The sequence below is a fragment of the Modestobacter sp. VKM Ac-2986 genome, from assembly GCF_026967795.1.
In the GTDB taxonomy this organism is placed as follows: Bacteria; Actinomycetota; Actinomycetes; order Mycobacteriales; family Geodermatophilaceae; genus Modestobacter.
Genome location: NZ_JAPVBH010000001.1, coordinates 757848 through 777475, shown reverse-complemented (window position 1 = coordinate 777475; position 19628 = coordinate 757848). Strand labels below are relative to the sequence as shown.

Genomic DNA, 19628 nt, shown 5'->3' with positions numbered 1-19628 from the left:
CCGGGCCCGGTCACCCGCACGTAACCTGAACGGTCGGAGGTACCTCACTGATGACTGGCACCAACCCCGGGATGACGCCCGCCGACAGCGGCGTTGCCCCCGGCATGCACACCGCAGCCGATGCCGAGTTCCACGCTGCCGAGACCCACACCGCCACCGGCGGCCTGGTCAAGAGCGTGGTCGCCCTCGACCGTGTCGTCATCCGGCTGGCCGGTGACTCCGGCGACGGCATGCAGCTGACCGGCAACCGCTTCACCAGCGAGACGGCGGCCTTCGGCAACGACCTGAAGACGCTGCCGAACTTCCCCGCCGAGATCCGGGCGCCAACGGGGACCCTGCCGGGCGTCAGCTCCTTCCAGCTGCACTTCGCCGACCACGGCGTGATGACCCCGGGCGACGCCCCGGACGTCCTCGTCGTGATGAACCCGGCGGCGCTGAAGGCCAACCTGATGGACCTGCCCGGCGGCGGCCTGCTGATCGCGGACTCCGACGAGTTCACCCCGCGCAACCTGGCCAAGGTCGGCTACGCGAGCAACCCGCTGGAGGACGGCTCGCTGGAGGGCTGGCAGCTGGTGAGCGTGCCGCTGACCTCCATGACCACCGAGGCGCTCAAGGACTCCGGGCTGGGCAAGAAGGAGGCCGAGCGGAGCAAGAACATGTTCACCCTCGGCCTGCTGTCCTGGATGTACCACCGGCCCACCGAGGGCACCGTCCGCTTCCTGGAGCGCCAGTTCCGCCGCAAGCCGCTGATCGCCGCGGCCAACATCGCCGCGTTCCGGGCCGGCTACAACTACGGCGACACCACCGAGGCGTTCGCGGTCTCCTACGAGATCAAGCCCGCGCCGATGGCCCCCGGGCGCTACCGCAACATCTCCGGCAACCAGGCGCTCTCCCTGGGCCTGGTCGCGGCGGGGCAGCTGTCGGGCCTGCCGGTCTTCCTCGGCGCCTACCCGATCACCCCGGCCAGCGACATCCTGCACGAGCTGAGCAAGCACAAGGCGCTGGGCGTGCGCACCTTCCAGGCCGAGGACGAGATCGCCGGCATCGGCGCCGCGCTGGGCGCCTCGTTCGGTGGCGCGCTGGGCATCACCACGACCTCCGGCCCCGGTGTCGCGCTGAAGTCGGAGACCATCGGCCTGGCGGTCATGACCGAGCTGCCGCTGGTCATCGTCGACGTCCAGCGTGGTGGCCCCTCGACCGGCCTGCCCACCAAGACCGAGCAGTCGGACCTCCTGCAGGCGCTCTACGGGCGCAACGGCGAGGCCCCGGTGCCGGTGATCGCCCCGCGCTCGCCCGGTGACTGCTTCGACGCCGCCGTCGAGGCCGCCCGGATCGCGCTGACCTACCGCACCCCGGTGATCCTGCTGTCCGACGGCTACCTGGCCAACGGCGCCGAGCCGTGGTCGGTGCCCGTGCAGGCCGACCTGCCCGACCTGCGGCCGGTGTTCGCGACCGAGCCCAACGGTGAGGACGGCGAGTTCCTGCCCTACCTGCGCGACCCAGAGACCCTGGCCCGCGCCTGGGCCGTCCCGGGTACCGCCGGCCTGCAGCACCGCATCGGTGGGCTGGAGAAGGCCGACAAGACCGGCAACATCTCCTACGACGCCGAGAACCACGACTTCATGACCCGCATGCGCCAGGCCAAGGTCGACGGCATCGCCGCCTCGATCCCGGCCACCGAGGTCGACGACCCGGACGGCGACGCGCGGGTGGCCGTGATCGGCTGGGGCTCCACCTATGGGCCGATCGGGGCCGCCTGCCGGCGGATCCGCGCCTCGGGCCGCTCCATCGCCCAGGTGCACGTCCGGCACCTGAACCCGCTGCCGGCCGACCTCGGCGAGATCCTGGCCCGCTACGACCGCGTGGTGTGCCCGGAGATGAACCTCGGCCAGTTCGCCATGGTGCTGCGGGCGAAGTACCTGATCGACGTGCACAGCCACACCCAGGTGCGCGGGCTGCCCTTCCGGGCCGCCGAGCTGGCCGCCGTCCTGCAGGACGTCATCGACGGCAACGCCGCCGGGACGACGCACGAGACGGCCGACCGCACCGACACCACCATCCTGGACACCCCTGCCCCGACGGGAGCAGCACTGTGACGGCCATCGAGTCCCACCCCCACGTGCACGACCTCGGCATGCCCGGCAACCCGATCTCCGCGGCCATCGCCGCTTCGGTCGAGGCGTCGGGTGAGAAGAACGCCACCCTCAAGGCCAAGGACCTCAAGACCGACCAGGAGGTGCGCTGGTGCCCCGGCTGCGGTGACTACGTCATCCTCAACGCCGTCCAGAGCTTCCTGCCCAGCCTCGGCATCGCCCGCGAGGACATGGTCATCGTCTCCGGCATCGGGTGCTCGAGCCGCTTCCCGTACTACATGAACACCTACGGGATGCACTCGATCCACGGCCGCGCCCCGGCCATCGCGACCGGCCTGGCCGCCTCCCGGCCGGACCTGTCGGTGTGGGTCGTGACCGGCGACGGCGACGCGCTGTCGATCGGCGGCAACCACCTGATCCACACGCTGCGCCGCAACGTGAACCTGACGATCCTGCTGTTCAACAACCGGATCTACGGGCTCACCAAGGGCCAGTACTCGCCCACCTCCGAGGTCGGCAAGGTCACCAAGTCCACGCCGATGGGCTCCATCGACGCCCCGTTCAACCCGGTGTCGCTGGCGCTGGGCGCGGACGCGACGTTCGTGGGCCGGGCGATGGACTCCGACCGCAAGGGCCTCACCGAGGTGCTGCGGCAGGCCGCCGAGCACCAGGGCACCTCGCTGGTGGAGATCTACCAGAACTGCAACATCTTCAACGACGGCGCGTTCGAGCTGCTCAAGGACCCGGCGACCGGCCCGATGTGGACCATCCCGCTGGTGCACGGCGAGCCGCTGGTCTTCGGCCCCGGTGGTGCCTCCTGCGTCGTCCGCGACGAGTTCGGTGGCCTGCGGATCGCCGAGACCAACCAGGTCGAGGCGTCCCAGATCGTGGTGCACGACGCGCACCGCGAGGACCCGTCCTACGCGTTCGCGCTCTCCCGGCTGTCCAGCCAGGACCTGCGGTACTCCCCGATGGGCGTCTTCCGGTCGGTGGCCAAGCCCACCTACGACCGGATGATGACCGACCAGCTCGAGGACGCCGCCGCGCAGTCCACCTCGACGCTGGACGACCTGCTCGCCGGCAACGACAGCTGGACCGTCAGCGCCTGAGCGCACAGCGCTGAACGCCAGTGGCCCAGGACCCGCGTGGTCCTGGGCCACCGGCGTTCAGTGCCCCCGCAGCACCTCGGTGAGCAACGGCAGCGCGGCGGTCAGCTCGGCGCGTGAGGGGGCGACCCAGCCCAGCACGACCCCGGCCGGGCCCTGGTCGCCGAGCCGGTGGCGGGACAGCGGGTCCAGCAGCAGGCCCCGCGCGGCTGCGGCGGTCAGCACCGTCGCCTCGGTGGCGTCGTCGGGCAGCGGGACGACGACGTGGGCACCGGCGTCGTCGCCCAGCGCGCGCAGCCCGGCCGCGGCCACCGCGGCCAGCACCTCGTCCCGGCGGGCGTGCAGCTCCCGCCGCAGCCGGCGCAGGTGCCGGGCCAGGTCACCGGAGTCGGCCAGCGCCGCCACGACCCGCTGTCCGGCACGGGCGGGCCGGGTGCCGGTCGCGGTCCGGCGGGCCAGCAGGGCGTCGCGCACCTCGGGCGGGGCGACCAGCCAGCCGACGCCCAGGGTCGGGCTGAGCACCTTGCTGGTGGTGCCGAGGTGGACCACCACGTCCGGCGCCAGCGCGGCCAGCAGCGGCAGCGGCGCCACGTCGTAGCGCAGCTCGCCGTCGTAGTCGTCCTCGACCACCAGGGACCCCTCCGCCCGGGCCCGGGCGACGAGCGCCGTGCGGCGGGTCGCGGCCAGCCGGCCGCCGAGCGGGAACTGGTGGGCCGGCGTGCAGTAGACGGCGGCCAGTCCGGCGGGCAGCTCGTCGACCACCAGTCCGTCGTCGTCCACCCGCAACGGGACGACCTCCGCTCCGGCGTCGCGCAGCGCCCCGACGGCGCGGCCGTAGCCGGGGTCCTCCACCCCGACCCGGGCCCCGGGCGGCAGCAGCCGGGCCAGCTCGCCGACCGCGGCCGAGGTGCCGGCCGTGGCCAGCACGTCCGCACCGGTCGCCGGCAGCCCGCGGTGCCGGAGCAGGTGCTCGGCGACGGCGGCGCGGTAGGCCGGGGCGCCGGCGACACTGGTCACCGCGTCGGGCGGCTCGTCGCCGGCGGCCCGCCAGGCGCGGCGCCAGGCCGCCCGGTCGAGCACCTCCAGGCACGGCGCGCCGGGCCGCAGGTCGGTCCCGCCGACCGGCGGCTCGGGCACGGCGGTGCGCAGCACCGGGCGGGACGACGGGCCGGGCGTCCCGACGACGAACGTGCCCGCGCCGTGCCGGCCGGCGACCCAGCCCTCGGCGAGCAGCTGGTCGTAGGCGGCGGCGGTCACCGTGCGGCTGACGCCCAGCTCGGTGGCCAGTTGCCGGGTGGAGGGCAGCCGGTCACCGGCCCGCAGGCTCCCCTGCGCGGTCACCGTCCGCAGCGCGTCGGCCAGCTGGACCGCCAGCGGCACCCGGGAGGTGCGGTCCAGCGGCAGGGGCGGGACGTCGACCACGCGGTCCTCCAGGGTGAAGTGGCCTGCCAGGATGCCAGTCCAGTGGCCCTTGGAGGGGGCCACTGGCCGCGTGAGGATGACCGGGTGACCACCCCGCTGTCCCCCACCGCCCGCAGCACCGTGCGCCGGGGCGCGCGCCGTGCCCGCACCGACCGGGCCGAGCTGTACGCCGTCCTCGACGCCGGGCTGGTCGGGCACCTCGGCGTCATGCTCGACGGTGCGCCCGTCGTCCTGCCCACCGGCTACGGCCGGGTCGAGGACACCCTCTACCTGCACGGCTCGACCGGGGCGGCCACCCTGCGCGCCGCCGCGGCCGGGGCACCGGTGTGCCTCACCGTCACCCACGTCGACGGGGTCGTCTACGCCCGCTCGTCGTTCCACCACTCGATGAACTACCGGTGCGCCGTGGTGCACGGCGTGCCCCGCCCGGTCCACGACCCCGACGAGCGCGAGCGCGGACTGGCGGCCCTGACCGAGCAGCTGGCCCCCGGCTCGTGGGACGCGACCCGCCGGCCCGACCGCCGGGAGCTGGCCGCTACCGCCGTCCTGGCGCTGGACCTCGCCGAGGCCAGCCTCAAGGTGCGCACCGGCCCGCCCGGCGACGACGACCGCGACCTGTCCGCGCCGGTCTGGGGCGGGGTGCTGCCGGTGCGCACGGTGTTCGGCGAGCCGGTGGACGACCCGCTGCTGCCCCCCGGCGTCGGGGTCCCGGCGCGGGTGCGGGACCGGCTCAGCCCCGCGGGGTGACCCGCAGCAGCTGGTCCTCGCCGTCGCCGTTGTCGGTGGTGACGTACAGCGCTCCGTCGTCGCCCTGGACCGGCGAGCGCACCCGGCCGTAGGAGTCCTCCAGCTCCGGCACCCGGAACTGCTCGACCAGCGCGCCGTCGTCCCCGAGGCGGAGGGCGAGCACGCCGGTGTCCTTCTGCACGCCGAGCAGCAGGACGCCGTCGTAGCCGCCCCACTGCGGGCCGGACAGGAAGCCGCCCCCGCTGGCGGCGATGGTCGGGTCGCCGGAGGACCACACCGCGGCGATCGCGCCGGGCAGCGCGAGGTCGGTCATCGGCACGCTCTCGTCGTAGTCGCCGCCCTCGCCCTCGGGGGCCCAGCCGTAGTTGCCGCCGGGGACGGACCGGTTCACCTCGTCGTCGCGGTCGCTGCCCTGCTCGACGCTGAAGACCGCGCCGGTGCCGGGCTGGACGGCGATGCCCTGCACGTTGCGGTGGCCGTAGGTCCAGATCAGCCGGGTCAGCGGGTCCGGGGAGTCCAGGAACGGGTTGCCGACCGAGGGCCCGCCGGTGGCCGGGTCGATCCGCAGCACCTTGCCGGCCAGGGTGCCCAGGTCCTGCGGGTTGCTGCCCACCGCGTTGTCGCCGGTGCCCACCAGCATCTGGCCCTCGGTGTCGAAGCGCGGCCGGCAGCCGCCGTGCCGTCCACTGGACTCGTTGACCGGGATGCCGCCCAGCAGCGGGTCGGCCACCCGGGTGGCCGCCGTCCAGCCCTCGTCGACGGTCCAGGCGATCACCTGGACCTCCGCGCCGTCGTCCTCCTGGACCCCCTGACACGTGTAGAACCGCCGGTTGTCGGCGAACGCGGGGTCCAGGGTCAGCCCCATCAGCCCGGTCTCCCCGTCGGCGAACAGGTCGTCGAAGTCGGCGTCGAGCTCCTGCACGGTGCCGTCGGGGCGCACCGCGGTGAACCCGCCCCCGCGCTCGTCGAGCAGCAGCGTGCCGTCGGGGGTGCGGGCGACGTCCCAGGGGTGGTCGAGGTCCTCGGCGAGTACGTCGACCTGCAGCGCCGGCACGCCCTGGGCGGAGGCGGCCGCGTCCGGGACGTCGGTGGCCGCCTCCTCCCCCTGCTCACCGGGTGCGGTGCTGCAGCCGACGAGGACGAGGACGGCGGCGAGCGGGAGGAGGGCGGCGCGGTTCACCCGCCCCAGGATGCCCTGGATCCGGGAGGTGGGGGTTCAGCTGGTGCGGGTGACCACGTAGGTGCACAGCGCCGACAGCGCCTCGCGGACCGGCCCCTCGGGGACGGCGACCAACCGGGCGCGGGCCCGGTCGGCGTAGTCGTTCAGCACCGCGGTCGCCCGGGCCAGCGAGGCCGAGGAGCGCAGCAGCGCCAGCGCCTCGGCGTGCTCGGCGTCGTCGACGACGGGGCCGGCGACGAGCTCGCGGAGCCGGGCCTCGGCCGGGTCGTCGCCGGCGAGGGCGAACAGCACCGGCAGGGTGGCGATGCCCTCGCGCAGGTCGGTGCCGGGCAGCTTGCCCGACGCACCGCCCTCGCTGACGATGTCGATCAGGTCGTCGGACAGCTGGAAGGCGACGCCGACCTCCTCACCGAACGCGGTCAGCGCGGTGACCAGCTCGTCGGGGGCACCGGCGAAGGCGGCGCCGAAGCGGGCCGAGGTGGCGACCAGCGAGCCGGTCTTGTCGGCCAGGACGCCCAGGTAGTGGTCGACCCGGTCCTCGCCGGGCCGGGCGCCGACGGTCTCCCGGAGCTGGCCGGTGACCAGCCGCTCGAAGGTCTTGGCCTGCACCCGCACGGCCTCGGGGCCGAGGTCGGCGAGCAGGTCCGAGGCCCGGGCGAAGAGGAAGTCGCCGGTGAGGATGGCGACGCTGTTGGTCCACCGGCTGTTGGCGCTCGGCGCCCCGCGGCGGACGGAGGCCTCGTCCATCACGTCGTCGTGGTACAGCGTGGCCAGGTGGGTCAGCTCGCAGACGACGGCCGCGGCGACCACCTCGTCGGCCTCCCCGTCGCTCAGCTGGGCAGCCAGCAGCGCCAGCATCGGCCGGAACCGCTTGCCCCCGGCGGCCATCAGGTGCCCGGCCGCCTCGCTGACGAAGGCGTGGTCGCTGGCCACCGCGGTGGCCAGCGCGGACTCGACCCGCAGCAGCCCCGCGGACAGCGCGAGGCCGAGCTCGCCCTCGGGGAGCCAGGGGCCGATCGTCGAGGGAGGGGTGGAGGGCCGGTGCCACAGCTGGGTGTCCCGCTGGGTCTCGCTCCCGCCGCCACGTGGGCTGGTGGTGCCGGCTCCGGTCATCAACCGCTGAAGATACAGCCCGCCGGCCCCGGCCCGGACCCGACCACCTGGCTGCCGCCCTGCTCAGCCGACGAGGACGGCCGCGGACCGGGCGAGGTCGAGGACCGCCCCCGGCAGCAGGCCCAGCAGCAGGGTCGCGGCCGCTGTGACGGCCAGCACGACGGCGGTCGGGAGGCCGGGCACCCCGACGGTCGGGCCGCCGGGCGCGGGCTCGGCGAAGTACATCAGCACGACCACCCGCAGGTAGAAGAACGCCGCCACCGCGCTGGCCACCAGGGCCACCACGGCCAGCGGCCAGGCACCGGCCTCGATGGTGGCCCGGAAGACGGCGAACTTGCCGGTGAACCCGCTGGTCAGCGGCAACCCGGCCAGGGCGAGCAGGAAGAAGGTCATCAGCGCCGCGACCACCGGCGACCGCTGGGCGAGCCCGGCCCAGCCGCTGAGGGCGCTGGCCTCCCCGTCGCCGTCGCGGACCAGGGTGAGCAGGCCGAACGCGCCGAGCGTGGTCAGCCCGTAGGCCAGCAGGTAGAACATCGTGGCCGCGAGCCCGGAGTCGTCGACGCCGAGGACGCCGGTGAGCAGGAAGCCGGCGTGCGCGATCGAGGAGTACGCCAGCATCCGCTTGAGGTCGGTCTGGGTGAGGCCGAGCACGGCGCCGACGACCATCGACAGGACCGCCAGCGTGTAGACCAGCGGCCGCCAGGTGTCCGCCGCCCCGCCGAACCCGACGTACAGCAGCCGGAGCACCGCCCCGAACGCCGCGACCTTGGTGGCCGAGGCCATGAACGCGGTCACCGCGGTGGGCGCGCCCTGGTACACGTCCGGCGTCCAGGTGTGGAACGGCGCGACGCCGGCCTTGAACATCAGCCCGACCACCAGCAGGCCCAGGCCCAGCAGCAGCAACGGCTCGCTGCCGGTGCGCCCGGCGACGGCGCCGATGTCGGCCAGCCGGATGCTGCCGGTGGCGCCGTAGACCAGCGCCAGCCCGTAGAGGAAGAACGCCGAGGCGAAGGCGCCGAGCAGGAAGTACTTGACCGCCGCCTCCTGGGACAGCAGCCGCCGGCGGCGGGCCAGCCCGGCCATCAGGTACAGCGGCAGGCTGAGCACCTCGAGCGCGACGAACATGACCAGCAGGTCGTTGGCGGCGGTGAACAGCATCATGCCGCCGACGGCGAAGGAGGCCAGCGGGTAGACCTCGGTCTGCACCCGGGTCGAGGTGGCCAGCTCCCGGTCGCGCACGGTGCCGGCCGGCACTGCGGCGGCGGCGACGAACGCCGAGCCGGCCGGGTCCAGGGCGCGCTCGCTGAACAGCAGCACCGACAGCGCCCCGAGCGCGGCGATGGTGCCCTGCAGGAACAGCGCCGGCCCGTCGACGGCCAGCGCACCGGCGGCGGTCACCTCCTCGGTGCCGGCCAGCAGCACGGTGCCGACGAGCGCGCCGAGCATCCCCACCAGGGCGAGGGCCACCTGCGTGCGGTGCCGGGCGGCGCGGGGCACGAACGCCTCGACCAGCACACCGGCCGCGGCCGCGCCGAGGACGAACAGCAGCGGCGCGAGCGCTGCATAGGACAGGTCCGGGGCCTGGATCGGCGGCATCAGCGGGTCCCTCCCCCGAGGTCGGCGAGCGTGGCCTCGACGGCCGGGGTGACCAGGTCGATCAGCGGCTGCGGGTACACCCCGAGCACCACGACCAGGGCCACGAGCGGTGCGACGACGGCGGTCTCCAGCCGGGTCAGGTCACGCACCCGCGCCCGCACCGCGACGGCGGTCGCGCCGCCGCCGGTGGGTGCGGCGTCGTCCGGCGGGGGGCCGTGCAGCGTGCGCTGGACCAGCAGCAGCACGTAGAGGGCGGCCAGCACGATGCCGACGGTGGCGACGACGGTGAACACCGGCCGCTCCGGGAAGGCGCCGAGCAGCACCAGGAACTCCCCGACGAAGCTGCCCGTGCCCGGCAGTGCCAGCGAGGCCAGCCCCGCGACCAGGAACACCCCGGCCAGCACGGGGGCCGTCTCGGCCAGCCCGCGGGCGTCGGCGACCCGCCGGGAGCCGGTGCGGCTGATGACCATGCCGACCACCAGGAACAGCAGGCCGGTGGCGATGCCGTGGTTGACCATGTAGACCACGGCACCGGTGGCCGCCTCGGTGGTGGCGGCGAAGATGCCCAGTGCGATGAAGCCGAAGTGCGCGATCGACGTGTACGACACCAGCCGTTTCAGGTCGGTCTGGCCGACGGCGAGCAGGGCGGCGTAGAGGACCCCGGCGACGGCCAGGGTCAGCACCCAGGGCGCGAGGTCGCGCGAGGCGTCGGGGAACAGCGGCAGGCAGTACCGCAGGAACCCGTAGGTGCCCACCTTGTCCAGCACCCCGACCAGCAGGACCGAGCCCGCGATCGGGGCCTCGGCGCCGGCGTCGGGCAGCCAGGTGTGGAAGGGCACCAGCGGCGACTTGATGGCGAAGGCCAGCGCGAAGCCGGCGAAGAGCAGCTTCTGCACGCCCGGGTCGATGTCGAGCTGCCGCAGCGCGTCGAAGGCGAACGTCCCCCGGCCGAGCTCGGACTCGCTGACCACGAACAGCCCGATGACCGCGGCGAGCATGACCAGCCCGCCCAGCAGGCTGTAGAGGAAGAACTTCACCGCGGCGTACCGCCGGGCCGGCCCGCCGAAGCTGCCGATCAGGAAGTACATCGGGACGAGCATCGCCTCGAAGAAGACGTAGAACAGGAACACGTCGGTGGCGGCGAAGACGCCCACCAGCGTCGACTCGAGCAGCAGCAGCCAGGCCCAGAACGCCCGCATCGACGCATTCGCCGGGGCGGTGTCGCGCCACGAGGCGCCGATCACCACCGGCACCAGCAGGCCGGTGAGCAGCAGCATCGCCAGTGCGATCCCGTCGACCCCGAGGGCGAACGAGACGCCGAACTCGGGGATCCAGTCGACCGAGCTGACGTGCTGGAACCGCGCGCCCGCGGGGTCGAAGGAGGCGGTGGCCCCGACGGCGAGCAGCAGCACGAGCACGCTCACCGCCAGCGTCAGCTGCCGGGCCAGCGCCTCACGAGCAGGTGGCAGCGCCGCGACCACCGCCGCCCCGATGGCCGGGACGACGATCATCAGCAGCAGCCACGGGACGTCGCTCACGGTGTGCCCCCTCGGTCGTCGGTCATCCGGTGGTCCCGGCGAGCAGGGCCCCGGCGACCAGCACGGCGCCGCCGAGGATGCCGAGGGCGTAGCTGCGCACGAAGCCGGTCTGCAGCCGGCCCAGCAGGGACGACGAGCCGCCCAGTCCGGCCGCGGCCCCGGTGACCAGGCCGTCGACGCCGCGGGCGTCGACCCAGACCAGCGCCCGGGTCAGGAGCGTGCCCGGTCGCATGACCAGCGCCTCGTTGACCGCGTCGGCGTACAGCCCGCGGCGGGCGGCGGTGACCAGCGGGGAGACCCGGGCCGGTGCGGTCGTGGGCACCTCGCGCCGGCCCACGACCAGCCAGGCGGTGAGCACCCCGGCGGCGACCACGACGGTGACCACCAGGGAGACCAGCGCCGGGGCGACCACGTGCGCGGCCTCGGCCGGCTCGCCGAACACCGGCTCCAGCCAGTCGGTGAGCGGGAAGACCTGCACCAGCAGGAACCCGGCGGCGACCGAGCCGACGGCGAGCACCACCATCGGCGCGGTCATCACCGTCGGGGACTCGTGCGGGTGCACCCCCTCCCGCCAGCGGGCCTTGCCGAAGAAGGTCATGAGCATCAGCCGGGTCATGTAGAACGCGGTCAGCCCGGCGCCCAGGACGGCGACCCCGCCGAGCAGCCAGCCCGACCAGCCGCCGCGGTCCAGGGCGGCCTCGATGATCGCGTCCTTGGTCCAGTACCCGGACAGGAACGGGAAGCCGATCAGCGCGAGGTAGCCCAGGCCGAACGTGACGAAGGTGACCGGCAGCCGCCGGGCCAGGCCGCCGAAGCGCCGCATGTCGGTCTCGTCGTCCATCGCGTGCATCACCGAGCCGGCCCCGAGGAACAGCCCGGCCTTGAAGAACCCGTGGGTGAGCAGGTGCGCTATGCCGGCGGCGTACCCGGCGGGACCGAGGCCCACGGCCAGGAACATGTAGCCGATCTGGCTGACCGTGGAGTACGCCAGCACCTTCTTGACGTCGTCGAACGCGCACCCCACGACCGCCCCGATGAGCAGCGTGAGCGCGCCGATGACCAGGACGACGGTGCGGGCGGTGGGCGTCGCGTCGTACAGCGGCGCCGACCGGGCGATCAGGTACACCCCGGCGGTGACCATGGTGGCGGCGTGGATCAGCGCCGAGACCGGAGTGGGGCCCTCCATGGCGTCGGGCAGCCAGGCCTGCAACGGGAACTGCCCGGACTTGCCGCAGGCGCCCAGCAGCAGGAGCAGCCCGATCGCGGTGACCGTCCCCCCGGCGAGCAGGCCGACCCCGCCGAACACCTCGGCGTAGGACGTCGTCCCGAGCTGGGCGAACATCACGAAGATCGCGAGAGCCAGCCCGACGTCGCCGACCCGGTTCATCAGGAACGCCTTCTTCGCCGCCGTCGCCGCGGCCGGGCGGGTGTGCCAGAAGGCGATGAGCAGGTAGGACGCCAGGCCGACGCCCTCCCAGCCGACGTAGAGGGCGACGTAGCTGTTGCCCAGCACCAGCAGCAGCATCGCGGCGACGAACAGGTTCAGGTAGGCGAAGAACCGGCGGCGCGCGGGGTCGTGGGCCATGTAGCCGATCGAGTACACGTGGATCAGCGCGCCGACCCCGGTGATCAGCAGGACGAAGACCGCCGACAGCGGGTCGAGGAGCAGCCCGGCCTGGACGTCGAGCTCGCCGGTGCGGATGAAGGTGAACAGGTCGACGCTGACGCTCCGCTCGTCGAGCCCGGCCAGCTGCACCGTGCACAGCACGGCCAGGCCGAACGCGGTGGCGACGGTGCCGGTGGCCAGCAGGTGGCCCCAGCGGTCGGTGCGCCGGCCGCCGAGCAGCAGCACCGCAGCACCCGCCAGGGGCAGGGCGATCAGCAGCCAGGAGGCGTTCAGCAGGGCGGGGACGGTCTCCACGGTCTCCATCGCGCTGCCTCAGTACTTCAGCAGGTTGACGTCGTCGACCGAGGCCGAGCGGCGGGTGCGGTAGACGCTCATGATGATCGCCAGGCCCACCACGACCTCGGCCGCCGCGACCACCATCACGAAGAAGGCGATCACCTGGCCGTCGAGGCTGCCGGTGGAGCGGGCGAAGGTGACCAGGGTGAGGTTCACCGAGTTGAGCATCAGCTCCACGCACATGAACACGACGATGGCGTTGCGCCGCACCAGCACCCCGACGGCGCCGACGGTGAACAGCACGGCGGCCAGCACCAGGTAGTTCGCGATCGTCACTTGGGGGCTCCGTTCCCGCTGCCCGGCGTGGGCCCGGTGGTGCGCCCGCCGAGGGTGCCGAGTGCGGCGTCGGTGCCGCCGGCGTGGGCCAGCCCCTCCCGCTCGGCGCCGGTGCTGCCGGTGCGGGGCAGCTCGTCGACGACCTGCGGTTCCACGCCGGTGCTGGCGCTGGCCGGTGACGGGCTGCCGTCGGGCAGCCGGCCAGGGGCGGCGATGGAGTTGGCCCGGGCGTAGACGCCGGGTCCGGGCAGGGTCTGCGGGTGGTCGCCGGTGAGGAACCGGGCCCGCGACAGCTCCTTCTGCGACGGCCGGCTGCCGGGCTCGCGCTCGACGTGGGCCAGCACCATCGCACCGACCGCGGCGGTGATCAGCAGCGCGCTGGTGACCTCGAAGGCCAGCAGGTGGCGGGTGAACAGCAGCGCGGCGATGCCCTCGACGTTGCCGCCCGCCGCGCGCTCGCCCAACCCCTGCGGGACGACGTCCTGCGTGGCCCGGGCGACCCCGGCGCCCACCAGCCCGGCGAACCCGATGCCGAGCACGATCGCCGCGACCCGCTGGCCGCGCAGGGTCTCCACGACCGAGTCCGAGGTGTCCCGGCCGACCAGCATCAGCACGAAGAGGAACAGGATCATGACCGCGCCGGTGTAGACGATGATCTGCACCGCGCCCAGGAACGGCGCCCCCTGCACGACGTAGAAGACCCCGAGCACGAGCATCGTGGTGACCAGCCACAGCGCGGAGTGGACGGCGTTGCGCGAGAGCACCGTGCCCAGCGCCCCGGCCAGCGCGACCGGCCCGAGCACCCAGAAGACGACGGCCTCGCCGGTGCCCAGCTGCCCGGCGGTGTCCGCGGCGGCGGCCAGCACGCTCATGCCGGCGTCCCGGCGTCCCGGACGTAGTAGTCGCGCTCGTCGTCGCCCAGCCGCATCGGGTGCGGCGGCTGCTCCATGCCCGGCAGCAGCGGGGCCAGCAGTTGCTCCTTGGTGTAGATCAGCTTCTGCCGGTCGTCGTCGGCCAGCTCGAAGTCGTTGGTCATGGTCAGCGACCGGGTCGGGCAGGCCTCGATGCACAGCCCGCAGAAGATGCAGCGCAGGTAGTTGATCTGGTAGACCGCGCCGTACCGCTCCCCGGGTGAGAACCGGGCCTCGTCGGTGTTGTCCCCGCCCTGCACGTAGATCGCGTCGGCCGGGCACGCCCAGGCGCACAGCTCGCAGCCCACGCACTTCTCCAGGCCGTCGGGGTGCCGGTTGAGCACGTGCCGGCCGTGGTAACGCGGCTTGGTCTGCTTGGGCACCTCCGGGTACTCCTCGGTGGTGACCTTCGCGAACATCGCGGCGAAGGTGACCCCGAAGCCCTGCGCGGGCCCGGGCAGCCGCGAGGTGCGCTTCGCCGGCGCCCCGGTCTCGGCCGGCCGGGCCACCTCCGCCCCGGCCCGCGGTGCGGGCAGCTGCTCAGACATCGACGTCCTCCTCGCGGACGGGGGCCGGCGCGCCGGCGCCGACGGGTTCACGGGTGCGCAGCCGCGGTGAGGGCGGCACGACCAGGTCCAGCGGGGGCACCGGGAACCCGCCCTGGGCGGTGGGGCGGCCGCGGGGCGGCAGCACCTCGGTGGCGGGCGGCCGCAGCGCACCGGCCGCGGCGGCCCGGGCACCGAGCCGGGTGTCGCGGTTGCGGCGGCGCGAGGCGACGAGCAGCCCGGCGATGACCAGCAGGGCGATCGGCACCCCGACGACGACCGCGACGACGCCGCCGTCCAGGCCGGCCTCGCGGGAGACGGTGCGCATCGTGGCGACGACGAGGATCCAGACCAGCGCCGTGGGCACCAGCACCTTCCAGCCGAAGCGCATGAACTGGTCGTAGCGCAGCCGGGGCAGGGTGCCGCGCAGCCAGATGAAGACGAACAGGGCGGCGACGACCTTGCCGAAGAACCACAGCAGCGGCCACCAGCCGGTGTTCGCGCCGTCCCACCACGAGATGGGCCACGGTGCGCGCCAGCCGCCCAGGAAGAGGGTCGCGGCCAGCGCGGAGACGGTGACCATGTTGACGTACTCGGCCAGGAAGAAGAGCGCGAACTTCAGCGACGAGTACTCGGTGTGGAAGCCGCCGACCAGCTCGCTCTCGGCCTCGGGCAGGTCGAAGGGCGCCCGGTTGGTCTCCCCCACCACGGCGATCACGTAGATGACGAAGGACACCGGCAGCAGGACGGCGAACCAGCCCGGGCCGTTGCCGGTGCCGCCGAACAGCGACGTCCCGTTGGCCTGGGCGGCGACGATCTCCGAGGTGGACATCGACCCGGCGTAGAGGAACACCGCCACGATCGACAGCCCCATGGCGATCTCGTAGCTGACCATCTGCGCCGCACTCCGCAGCCCGCCGAGCAGCGGGTAGGTGGAGCCCGACGCCCAGCCGGCCAGCACGATGCCGTAGACGCCCATCGCCGAGCAGGCCAGCACGATGAGCACCCCGATGGGGGCGTCGGTGAGCTGCAGCGGGGTGCGCTCGCCGAAGATGCTCACCGTCGGGCCCAGCGGGATCACCGAGAACGCCAGGAACGCCGGGATGGTGGCGATGACCGGGGCCAGGAAGTACACCGGCCGGTCGGCCAGCGCCGGCATGATGTCCTCCTTGAACGCCAGCTTCAGGCCGTCGGCGAGGCTCTGCAGGTAGCCGCGCGGGCCGACCCGGTTGGGGCCGGTCCGCTGCTGCATGCGGGCGACGACCTTGCGCTCGAAGACGATCGCGAACAGCGTCATCGCGACCAGCACGCCGAAGATGCCGACGATCTTGATCAGCACGATCCACCAGACGTCCTGCCCGAAGTCGGCCAGCGTGGGCTGGTCGGGGCTGGCCAGGGTGCTCATGCCGCACCGCCGCTCAGGGTCACGACGGCGCCCGGCCGCAGGCCCGACCCCATCGGCAGCCAGACCACGTCGTCCGGCAGGTCGGCCAGCTCCAGCGGCAGCGTGACCGACCCGGCCACGGTGAGCGGGTCGCCCTCGGTCAGCCCGAGCCGGGCGGCGGTCGCCGCCCCCAGCCGGGCGACCGGCCGGCGGGCGGTGCCGGCCAGCGCCGGCTCGTCGCGCAGCAGGGTGCCGCCGTCGAGCAGCTGCCGCCAGGAGGCGAGCACCGCCTGGCCCGGGGCGAGCCGGGGCACGGGCGCCGGGGCGACGTCCGGCCCGGGCGGTGGTGCCTGCGCGGCGCCGCCCAGGGCGACCAGCTCCCGCCGCGCGTCGGCGACGGTGGCCAGCCCCAGGTCGACGCCCAGGTGCTCGGCGACCCCGTGCAGCACGCGGGCGTCGGTGAGCTGGCCGGTGCCGTGCAGGGTGGCGTCGAAGGGCCGCACCCGGCCCTCCCAGTCCAGGTAGGCCCCGGCCTTCTCCGGTGCCGCGGCGACCGGGAGGACGACGTCGGCGTGCGCGGTGACCGCGCTCGGGAACAGCTCGAGGCTGACCACGAAGGGCGCGGCGGCCAGGGCCTGGGCAGCCAGCGCCGGGTCGGGGCAGTCGGCGGGGTCGACGCCGCCGACGAGCAGCCCGCCCAGCACGCCGTCCCGGGCGGCGGTGAGGATGCCGGTCAGGTCGCGGCCGGGCGAGGTCGGCAGCTGCACGCCCCAGACCCGCTCCATCTCGGTCCGGTCGAGCAGGGTGGCGAGCGCCCGACCGCCGGGCAGCAGCCCGGGCAGCGCGCCGGCCTCGACCGCGCCGCGCTCCCCGGCCCGCCGCGGCACCCACGCCACGCGGGCCCCGGTGGCCCGGGCGAGGGCGGCGACCGCGGTGAACCCGCCGGGCACCTCGGCCAGCCGCTCCCCCACCAGGACGACGGCGCCCGGGCGGCGCAGCTCCTCGCTGGCGTGCAGGCCGGCCAGGGTGCGGGGCTCGTCGCCGGGGACCGTGGTGAGCACGGTCGCCTGCAGCTTGGCCGCGGCGCGGGTGCCGAACGGGGCGACGTCCAGCACCTGCTGCCCGCCCTGCCGGACCGCGCGGCGCAGCCGGAGGAAGACGATCGGCGACTCCTCCTCCGGCTCGAACGCCACCAGCAGCACGGCCGGCGCGGCGCTCAGGTCGTCGTAGGTGACCGCGCCCGCGCCGGGGGCCGTGCCGGCGACGGCGCTGGCGAGGAAGGCGAGCTCCTCGGCGGAGTGGGCGCGGGCGCGGGCATCGACGTCGTCGGTGCCGAGCGCGACCCGGGCGAACTTGGCGTAGGCGTAGGCGTCCTCGACGGTGAGCCGGCCGCCCGGGAGGACGCCCACCCCGCCGGCCGCCCGCGCCGCCGCCAGCCCCGCGGCGGCCGCGGCCCAGGCCTCGGGCCAGGAGGCGGGGACCAGCTCACCGTCCCGCCGGACCAGCGGCGTGGTCAGCCGCTCGGCACTGGCGGCGTAGCGGAAGGCGTAGCGGCCCTTGTCGCAGGTCCACTCCTCGTTGACCGCGGCGTCCTCGCCGGCGAGGCGGCGGGTGACCTCACCGCGCCGGTAGTCGGTGCGCTGGGCGCAGCCGCTGGCGCAGTGCTCGCAGACGCTGGGCTCGCTGCGCAGGTCGAACGGGCGGGAGCGGAACCGGTAGGTGGAGCTGGTGAGCGCACCGACCGGGCAGATCTGGGTGGTGTTGCCGGAGAAGTAGGACTCGAAGGGCTCGTCGTCGTACACCGCGACCTGCTCCAGCGCCCCGCGCTCGAACAGCTCGATGAACGGGTCGCCGGCCACCTGCTGGCTGAACCGGGTGCACCGGGCGCAGAGCACGCAGCGCTCGCGGTCCAGCAGCACCAGCGGGCTGATCGGCAGCGGCTTGGGGTAGGTGCGCTTGACCTCGACGAACCGGGTCTCGGTGCGCCCGTTGCTCATCGCCTGGTTCTGCAGCGGGCACTCCCCGCCCTTGTCGCAGACCGGGCAGTCCAGCGGGTGGTTGGCCAGCAGCAGCTCCATCGTGCCCTGCTGGGCCTTGTCCGCGACCGGGCTGGACAGCTGGGTGTGCACCTCCATGTCCGGGGCGACCGGGGTGGTGCAGGAGGCGATCGGCTTGCGCTGCCCGCCCACCTCGACCAGGCACTGCCGGCAGGCGCCGACCGGCTCCAGCAGCGGGTGGTCGCAGAACCGCGGGATCTGCACGCCGATCTGCTCGGCGGCCCGGATGACCAGCGTGCCCTTCGGGACCGCCACCGGGAAGCCGTCGATGGTGAGGTGGACGGCGTCCGCGGGGGTGTGCGGGCCGGGGACCGCGGGCGGCGTGGCCGGGGCCGGGGTGGGGACGGTGGTGGTCATGCCATGGCTCCGACGGGCACGGCCGCCACGGGCTCCAGGCGCAGCGAGCGGCCGAGCCGGACCTGCTCGTCCGGGGGCAGCAGGGCCACGTAGTCGTCGCGGAAGTACTTCATGGAGCTGGCGATGCAGCTGGTGGCGCCGTCGCCGAGGGCGCAGAACGACCGGCCGAGGATGTTGTCGGCGATGTCGGTCAGCAGGTCCAGGTCGGTGGCCTTCCCCTGCCCGTGCACCAGCCGTTCCAGCACCTGGACCAGCCAGGACGTGCCCTCCCGGCACGGGGTGCACTTGCCGCAGCTCTCGTGGGCGTAGAACTCGGTGAACCGCAGGGTGGCCTCGACGATCGAGTCGGTCTCGTCGAAGACCATCAGCGCGGTGGTGCCGAGCATCGACCCGGCCTTGCCCACGGAGTCGAAGTCCAGCGGGACGTCGAGGTGCTCGGGGGTGAAGTACGGGGTGGAGCTGCCGCCCGGGGTCCAGAACTTCAGCCGGTGCCCGGGCCGCACGCCGCCGGCCATCGCCAGCAGCTCGCGCATCGTCGTCCCCATCGGGGCTTCGTACTGCCCGGGGTGCACCACCCGGCCCGACAGCGAGTAGATCTTCGGGCCGGGGCTCTTCTCCGGGCCGAACCGCTTGAACCACTCCGCCCCGCCGCGGACGACGTAGGGCACGGTGGCCAGCGTCTCCACGTTGTTGATCACCGTCGGAGAGCCGTAGAGGCCGGCGACGGCGGGGAACGGCGGCTTGAGCCGGGGCTGGCCGCGGTAGCCCTCCAGCGACTCCAGGAGCGCGGTCTCCTCCCCGCAGATGTAGGCGCCGGCGCCGGCGTGCACGACCAGCTCCACGTCCCAGCCCGAGCCGAGGACGTCGGTGCCGAGGTAGCCGGCGGCGTACGCCTCCTGCACCGCGGCGACCAGCCGGCGGTGGGCGTGCACGGCCTCGCCGCGGACGTAGATGACGGCGAAGTGCGAGCGGATGGCGTAGGCGGCGATGGCCACGCCCTCGATGAGCGAGTGCGGGTCGGCCATCATCAGCGGGACGTCCTTGCAGGTGCCCGGCTCGCCCTCGTCGGCGTTGACCACCAGGTACTTGGGCGCGGCCGCCGGGCCGGTCGGGGTCTCCCCCGGCTTGGGCTGCGGGATGAAGCTCCACTTCATGCCGGTCGGGAAGCCGGCGCCGCCGCGGCCGCGCAGGCCGGAGTCCTTGACCAGGGCGACCAGCTCGTCGGGCGTCATGGCCAGCGCCTGCCGGAGCGCGGCGTAGCCGTCGAGGCGTTCGTAGGTCTCCAGCGTCCACGAGCGTTCCGCGGCGAATCGCTGGGTGAGGACCGGGGTCAGGGGCAT

General features: G+C 74.2%; 15 protein-coding genes. 3 read left to right on the top strand and 12 right to left on the bottom strand.

Features of this window, described 5'->3' with window-relative positions:
* Window positions 1–50 precede the first annotated feature (50 nt).
* Together O2W14_RS03780 and O2W14_RS03775 are read left to right on the top strand one after the other, a co-directional pair.
* Window positions 51–2096, top strand: coding sequence for a 2-oxoacid:acceptor oxidoreductase subunit alpha (locus O2W14_RS03780; protein WP_269174755.1), 2046 nt, complete (start codon window positions 51–53; stop codon window positions 2094–2096).
* Window positions 2093–3202 (top strand): 2-oxoacid:ferredoxin oxidoreductase subunit beta, encoded by a 1110-nt coding sequence (locus tag O2W14_RS03775; RefSeq protein WP_269174754.1) that lies wholly within the window; start codon window positions 2093–2095, stop codon window positions 3200–3202. The genes O2W14_RS03780 and O2W14_RS03775 overlap by 4 nt, the downstream gene beginning before the upstream one ends.
* A gap of 57 nt (window positions 3203–3259) precedes the next feature.
* On the opposite strand, the gene pdxR is transcribed toward O2W14_RS03775, so the two are convergent.
* On the bottom strand, window positions 3260–4684 hold the full coding sequence (gene pdxR / locus O2W14_RS03770) for a MocR-like pyridoxine biosynthesis transcription factor PdxR (RefSeq protein ID WP_269174753.1): 1425 nt from the start codon (window positions 4682–4684) through the stop codon (window positions 3260–3262).
* A gap of 21 nt (window positions 4685–4705) precedes the next feature.
* On the opposite strand from pdxR, the gene O2W14_RS03765 reads away from it, so the two are divergent.
* Complete coding sequence (locus O2W14_RS03765; protein WP_269174752.1) at window positions 4706–5368, top strand: pyridoxamine 5'-phosphate oxidase family protein; 663 nt, start codon at window positions 4706–4708, stop codon at window positions 5366–5368.
* Here the strand turns inward: O2W14_RS03765 and O2W14_RS03760 are convergent.
* The 11 genes from O2W14_RS03760 to nuoF all read right to left on the bottom strand — a co-directional run bounded on the left by O2W14_RS03760 (window position 5352) and on the right by nuoF (window position 19628).
* A complete protein-coding gene (locus O2W14_RS03760) occupies window positions 5352–6548 on the bottom strand; it encodes a PQQ-dependent sugar dehydrogenase (RefSeq protein WP_269174751.1) in 1197 nt (398 codons plus the stop codon). The genes O2W14_RS03765 and O2W14_RS03760 overlap by 17 nt on opposite strands.
* A gap of 36 nt (window positions 6549–6584) precedes the next feature.
* Window positions 6585–7661: a polyprenyl synthetase family protein gene (locus tag O2W14_RS03755; protein WP_269174750.1), complete on the bottom strand. Its 1077-nt coding sequence runs from the start codon at window positions 7659–7661 to the stop codon at window positions 6585–6587.
* Window positions 7662–7724: 63 nt separating this feature from the next.
* The gene (gene nuoN / locus O2W14_RS03750) at window positions 7725–9257 is read right to left on the bottom strand and encodes an NADH-quinone oxidoreductase subunit NuoN (protein ID WP_269174749.1); all 1533 of its coding nucleotides are present in this window, start codon (window positions 9255–9257) and stop codon (window positions 7725–7727) included.
* Entirely contained in the window at window positions 9257–10795 is a 1539-nt protein-coding gene (locus O2W14_RS03745; protein ID WP_269174748.1) for an NADH-quinone oxidoreductase subunit M, read from the bottom strand. The genes nuoN and O2W14_RS03745 overlap by 1 nt, the downstream gene beginning before the upstream one ends.
* Before the next feature lie 22 nt (window positions 10796–10817).
* Window positions 10818–12725 carry an NADH-quinone oxidoreductase subunit L gene (gene nuoL / locus O2W14_RS03740; protein ID WP_269174747.1) on the bottom strand — a complete coding sequence of 636 codons (1908 nt, stop codon included), beginning with the start codon at window positions 12723–12725 and terminating at the stop codon, window positions 10818–10820.
* Between the two features lie 9 nt (window positions 12726–12734).
* Window positions 12735–13034 carry an NADH-quinone oxidoreductase subunit NuoK gene (nuoK, locus tag O2W14_RS03735; RefSeq protein WP_269174746.1) on the bottom strand — a complete coding sequence of 100 codons (300 nt, stop codon included), beginning with the start codon at window positions 13032–13034 and terminating at the stop codon, window positions 12735–12737.
* The gene (locus O2W14_RS03730) at window positions 13031–13906 is read right to left on the bottom strand and encodes an NADH-quinone oxidoreductase subunit J (protein ID WP_269174745.1); all 876 of its coding nucleotides are present in this window, start codon (window positions 13904–13906) and stop codon (window positions 13031–13033) included. The genes nuoK and O2W14_RS03730 overlap by 4 nt, the downstream gene beginning before the upstream one ends.
* Window positions 13903–14493, bottom strand: a complete 591-nt coding sequence (gene nuoI / locus O2W14_RS03725; RefSeq protein WP_269174744.1) for an NADH-quinone oxidoreductase subunit NuoI — start codon at window positions 14491–14493, stop codon at window positions 13903–13905. The genes O2W14_RS03730 and nuoI overlap by 4 nt, the downstream gene beginning before the upstream one ends.
* The gene (nuoH, locus tag O2W14_RS03720; RefSeq protein WP_269174743.1) at window positions 14486–15895 is read right to left on the bottom strand and encodes an NADH-quinone oxidoreductase subunit NuoH; all 1410 of its coding nucleotides are present in this window, start codon (window positions 15893–15895) and stop codon (window positions 14486–14488) included. The genes nuoI and nuoH overlap by 8 nt, the downstream gene beginning before the upstream one ends.
* A complete protein-coding gene (locus O2W14_RS03715) occupies window positions 15892–18288 on the bottom strand; it encodes an NADH-quinone oxidoreductase subunit G (protein ID WP_269174742.1) in 2397 nt (798 codons plus the stop codon). The genes nuoH and O2W14_RS03715 overlap by 4 nt, the downstream gene beginning before the upstream one ends.
* The gene (gene nuoF / locus O2W14_RS03710) at window positions 18285–19628 is read right to left on the bottom strand and encodes an NADH-quinone oxidoreductase subunit NuoF (protein WP_269174741.1); all 1344 of its coding nucleotides are present in this window, start codon (window positions 19626–19628) and stop codon (window positions 18285–18287) included. The genes O2W14_RS03715 and nuoF overlap by 4 nt, the downstream gene beginning before the upstream one ends.

What these genes read in the sequence shown, in the direction of transcription:
- O2W14_RS03780 (WP_269174755.1), top strand. Translation starts at nt 51, where the DNA reads ATGACTGGCACCAACCCCGGGATGACGCCCGCCGACAGCGGCGTTGCC.
- O2W14_RS03755 (WP_269174750.1), bottom strand. Translation starts at nt 7,661, where the DNA reads ATGACCGGAGCCGGCACCACCAGCCCACGTGGCGGCGGGAGCGAGACC.
- nuoN (WP_269174749.1), bottom strand. Translation starts at nt 9,257, where the DNA reads ATGCCGCCGATCCAGGCCCCGGACCTGTCCTATGCAGCGCTCGCGCCG.
- nuoL (WP_269174747.1), bottom strand. Translation starts at nt 12,725, where the DNA reads ATGGAGACCGTGGAGACCGTCCCCGCCCTGCTGAACGCCTCCTGGCTG.
- O2W14_RS03730 (WP_269174745.1), bottom strand. Translation starts at nt 13,906, where the DNA reads ATGAGCGTGCTGGCCGCCGCCGCGGACACCGCCGGGCAGCTGGGCACC.
- nuoI (WP_269174744.1), bottom strand. Translation starts at nt 14,493, where the DNA reads ATGTCTGAGCAGCTGCCCGCACCGCGGGCCGGGGCGGAGGTGGCCCGG.
- nuoH (WP_269174743.1), bottom strand. Translation starts at nt 15,895, where the DNA reads ATGAGCACCCTGGCCAGCCCCGACCAGCCCACGCTGGCCGACTTCGGG.
- O2W14_RS03715 (WP_269174742.1), bottom strand. Translation starts at nt 18,288, where the DNA reads ATGACCACCACCGTCCCCACCCCGGCCCCGGCCACGCCGCCCGCGGTC.
- nuoF (WP_269174741.1), bottom strand. Translation starts at nt 19,628, where the DNA reads ATGCCCCTGACCCCGGTCCTCACCCAGCGATTCGCCGCGGAACGCTCG.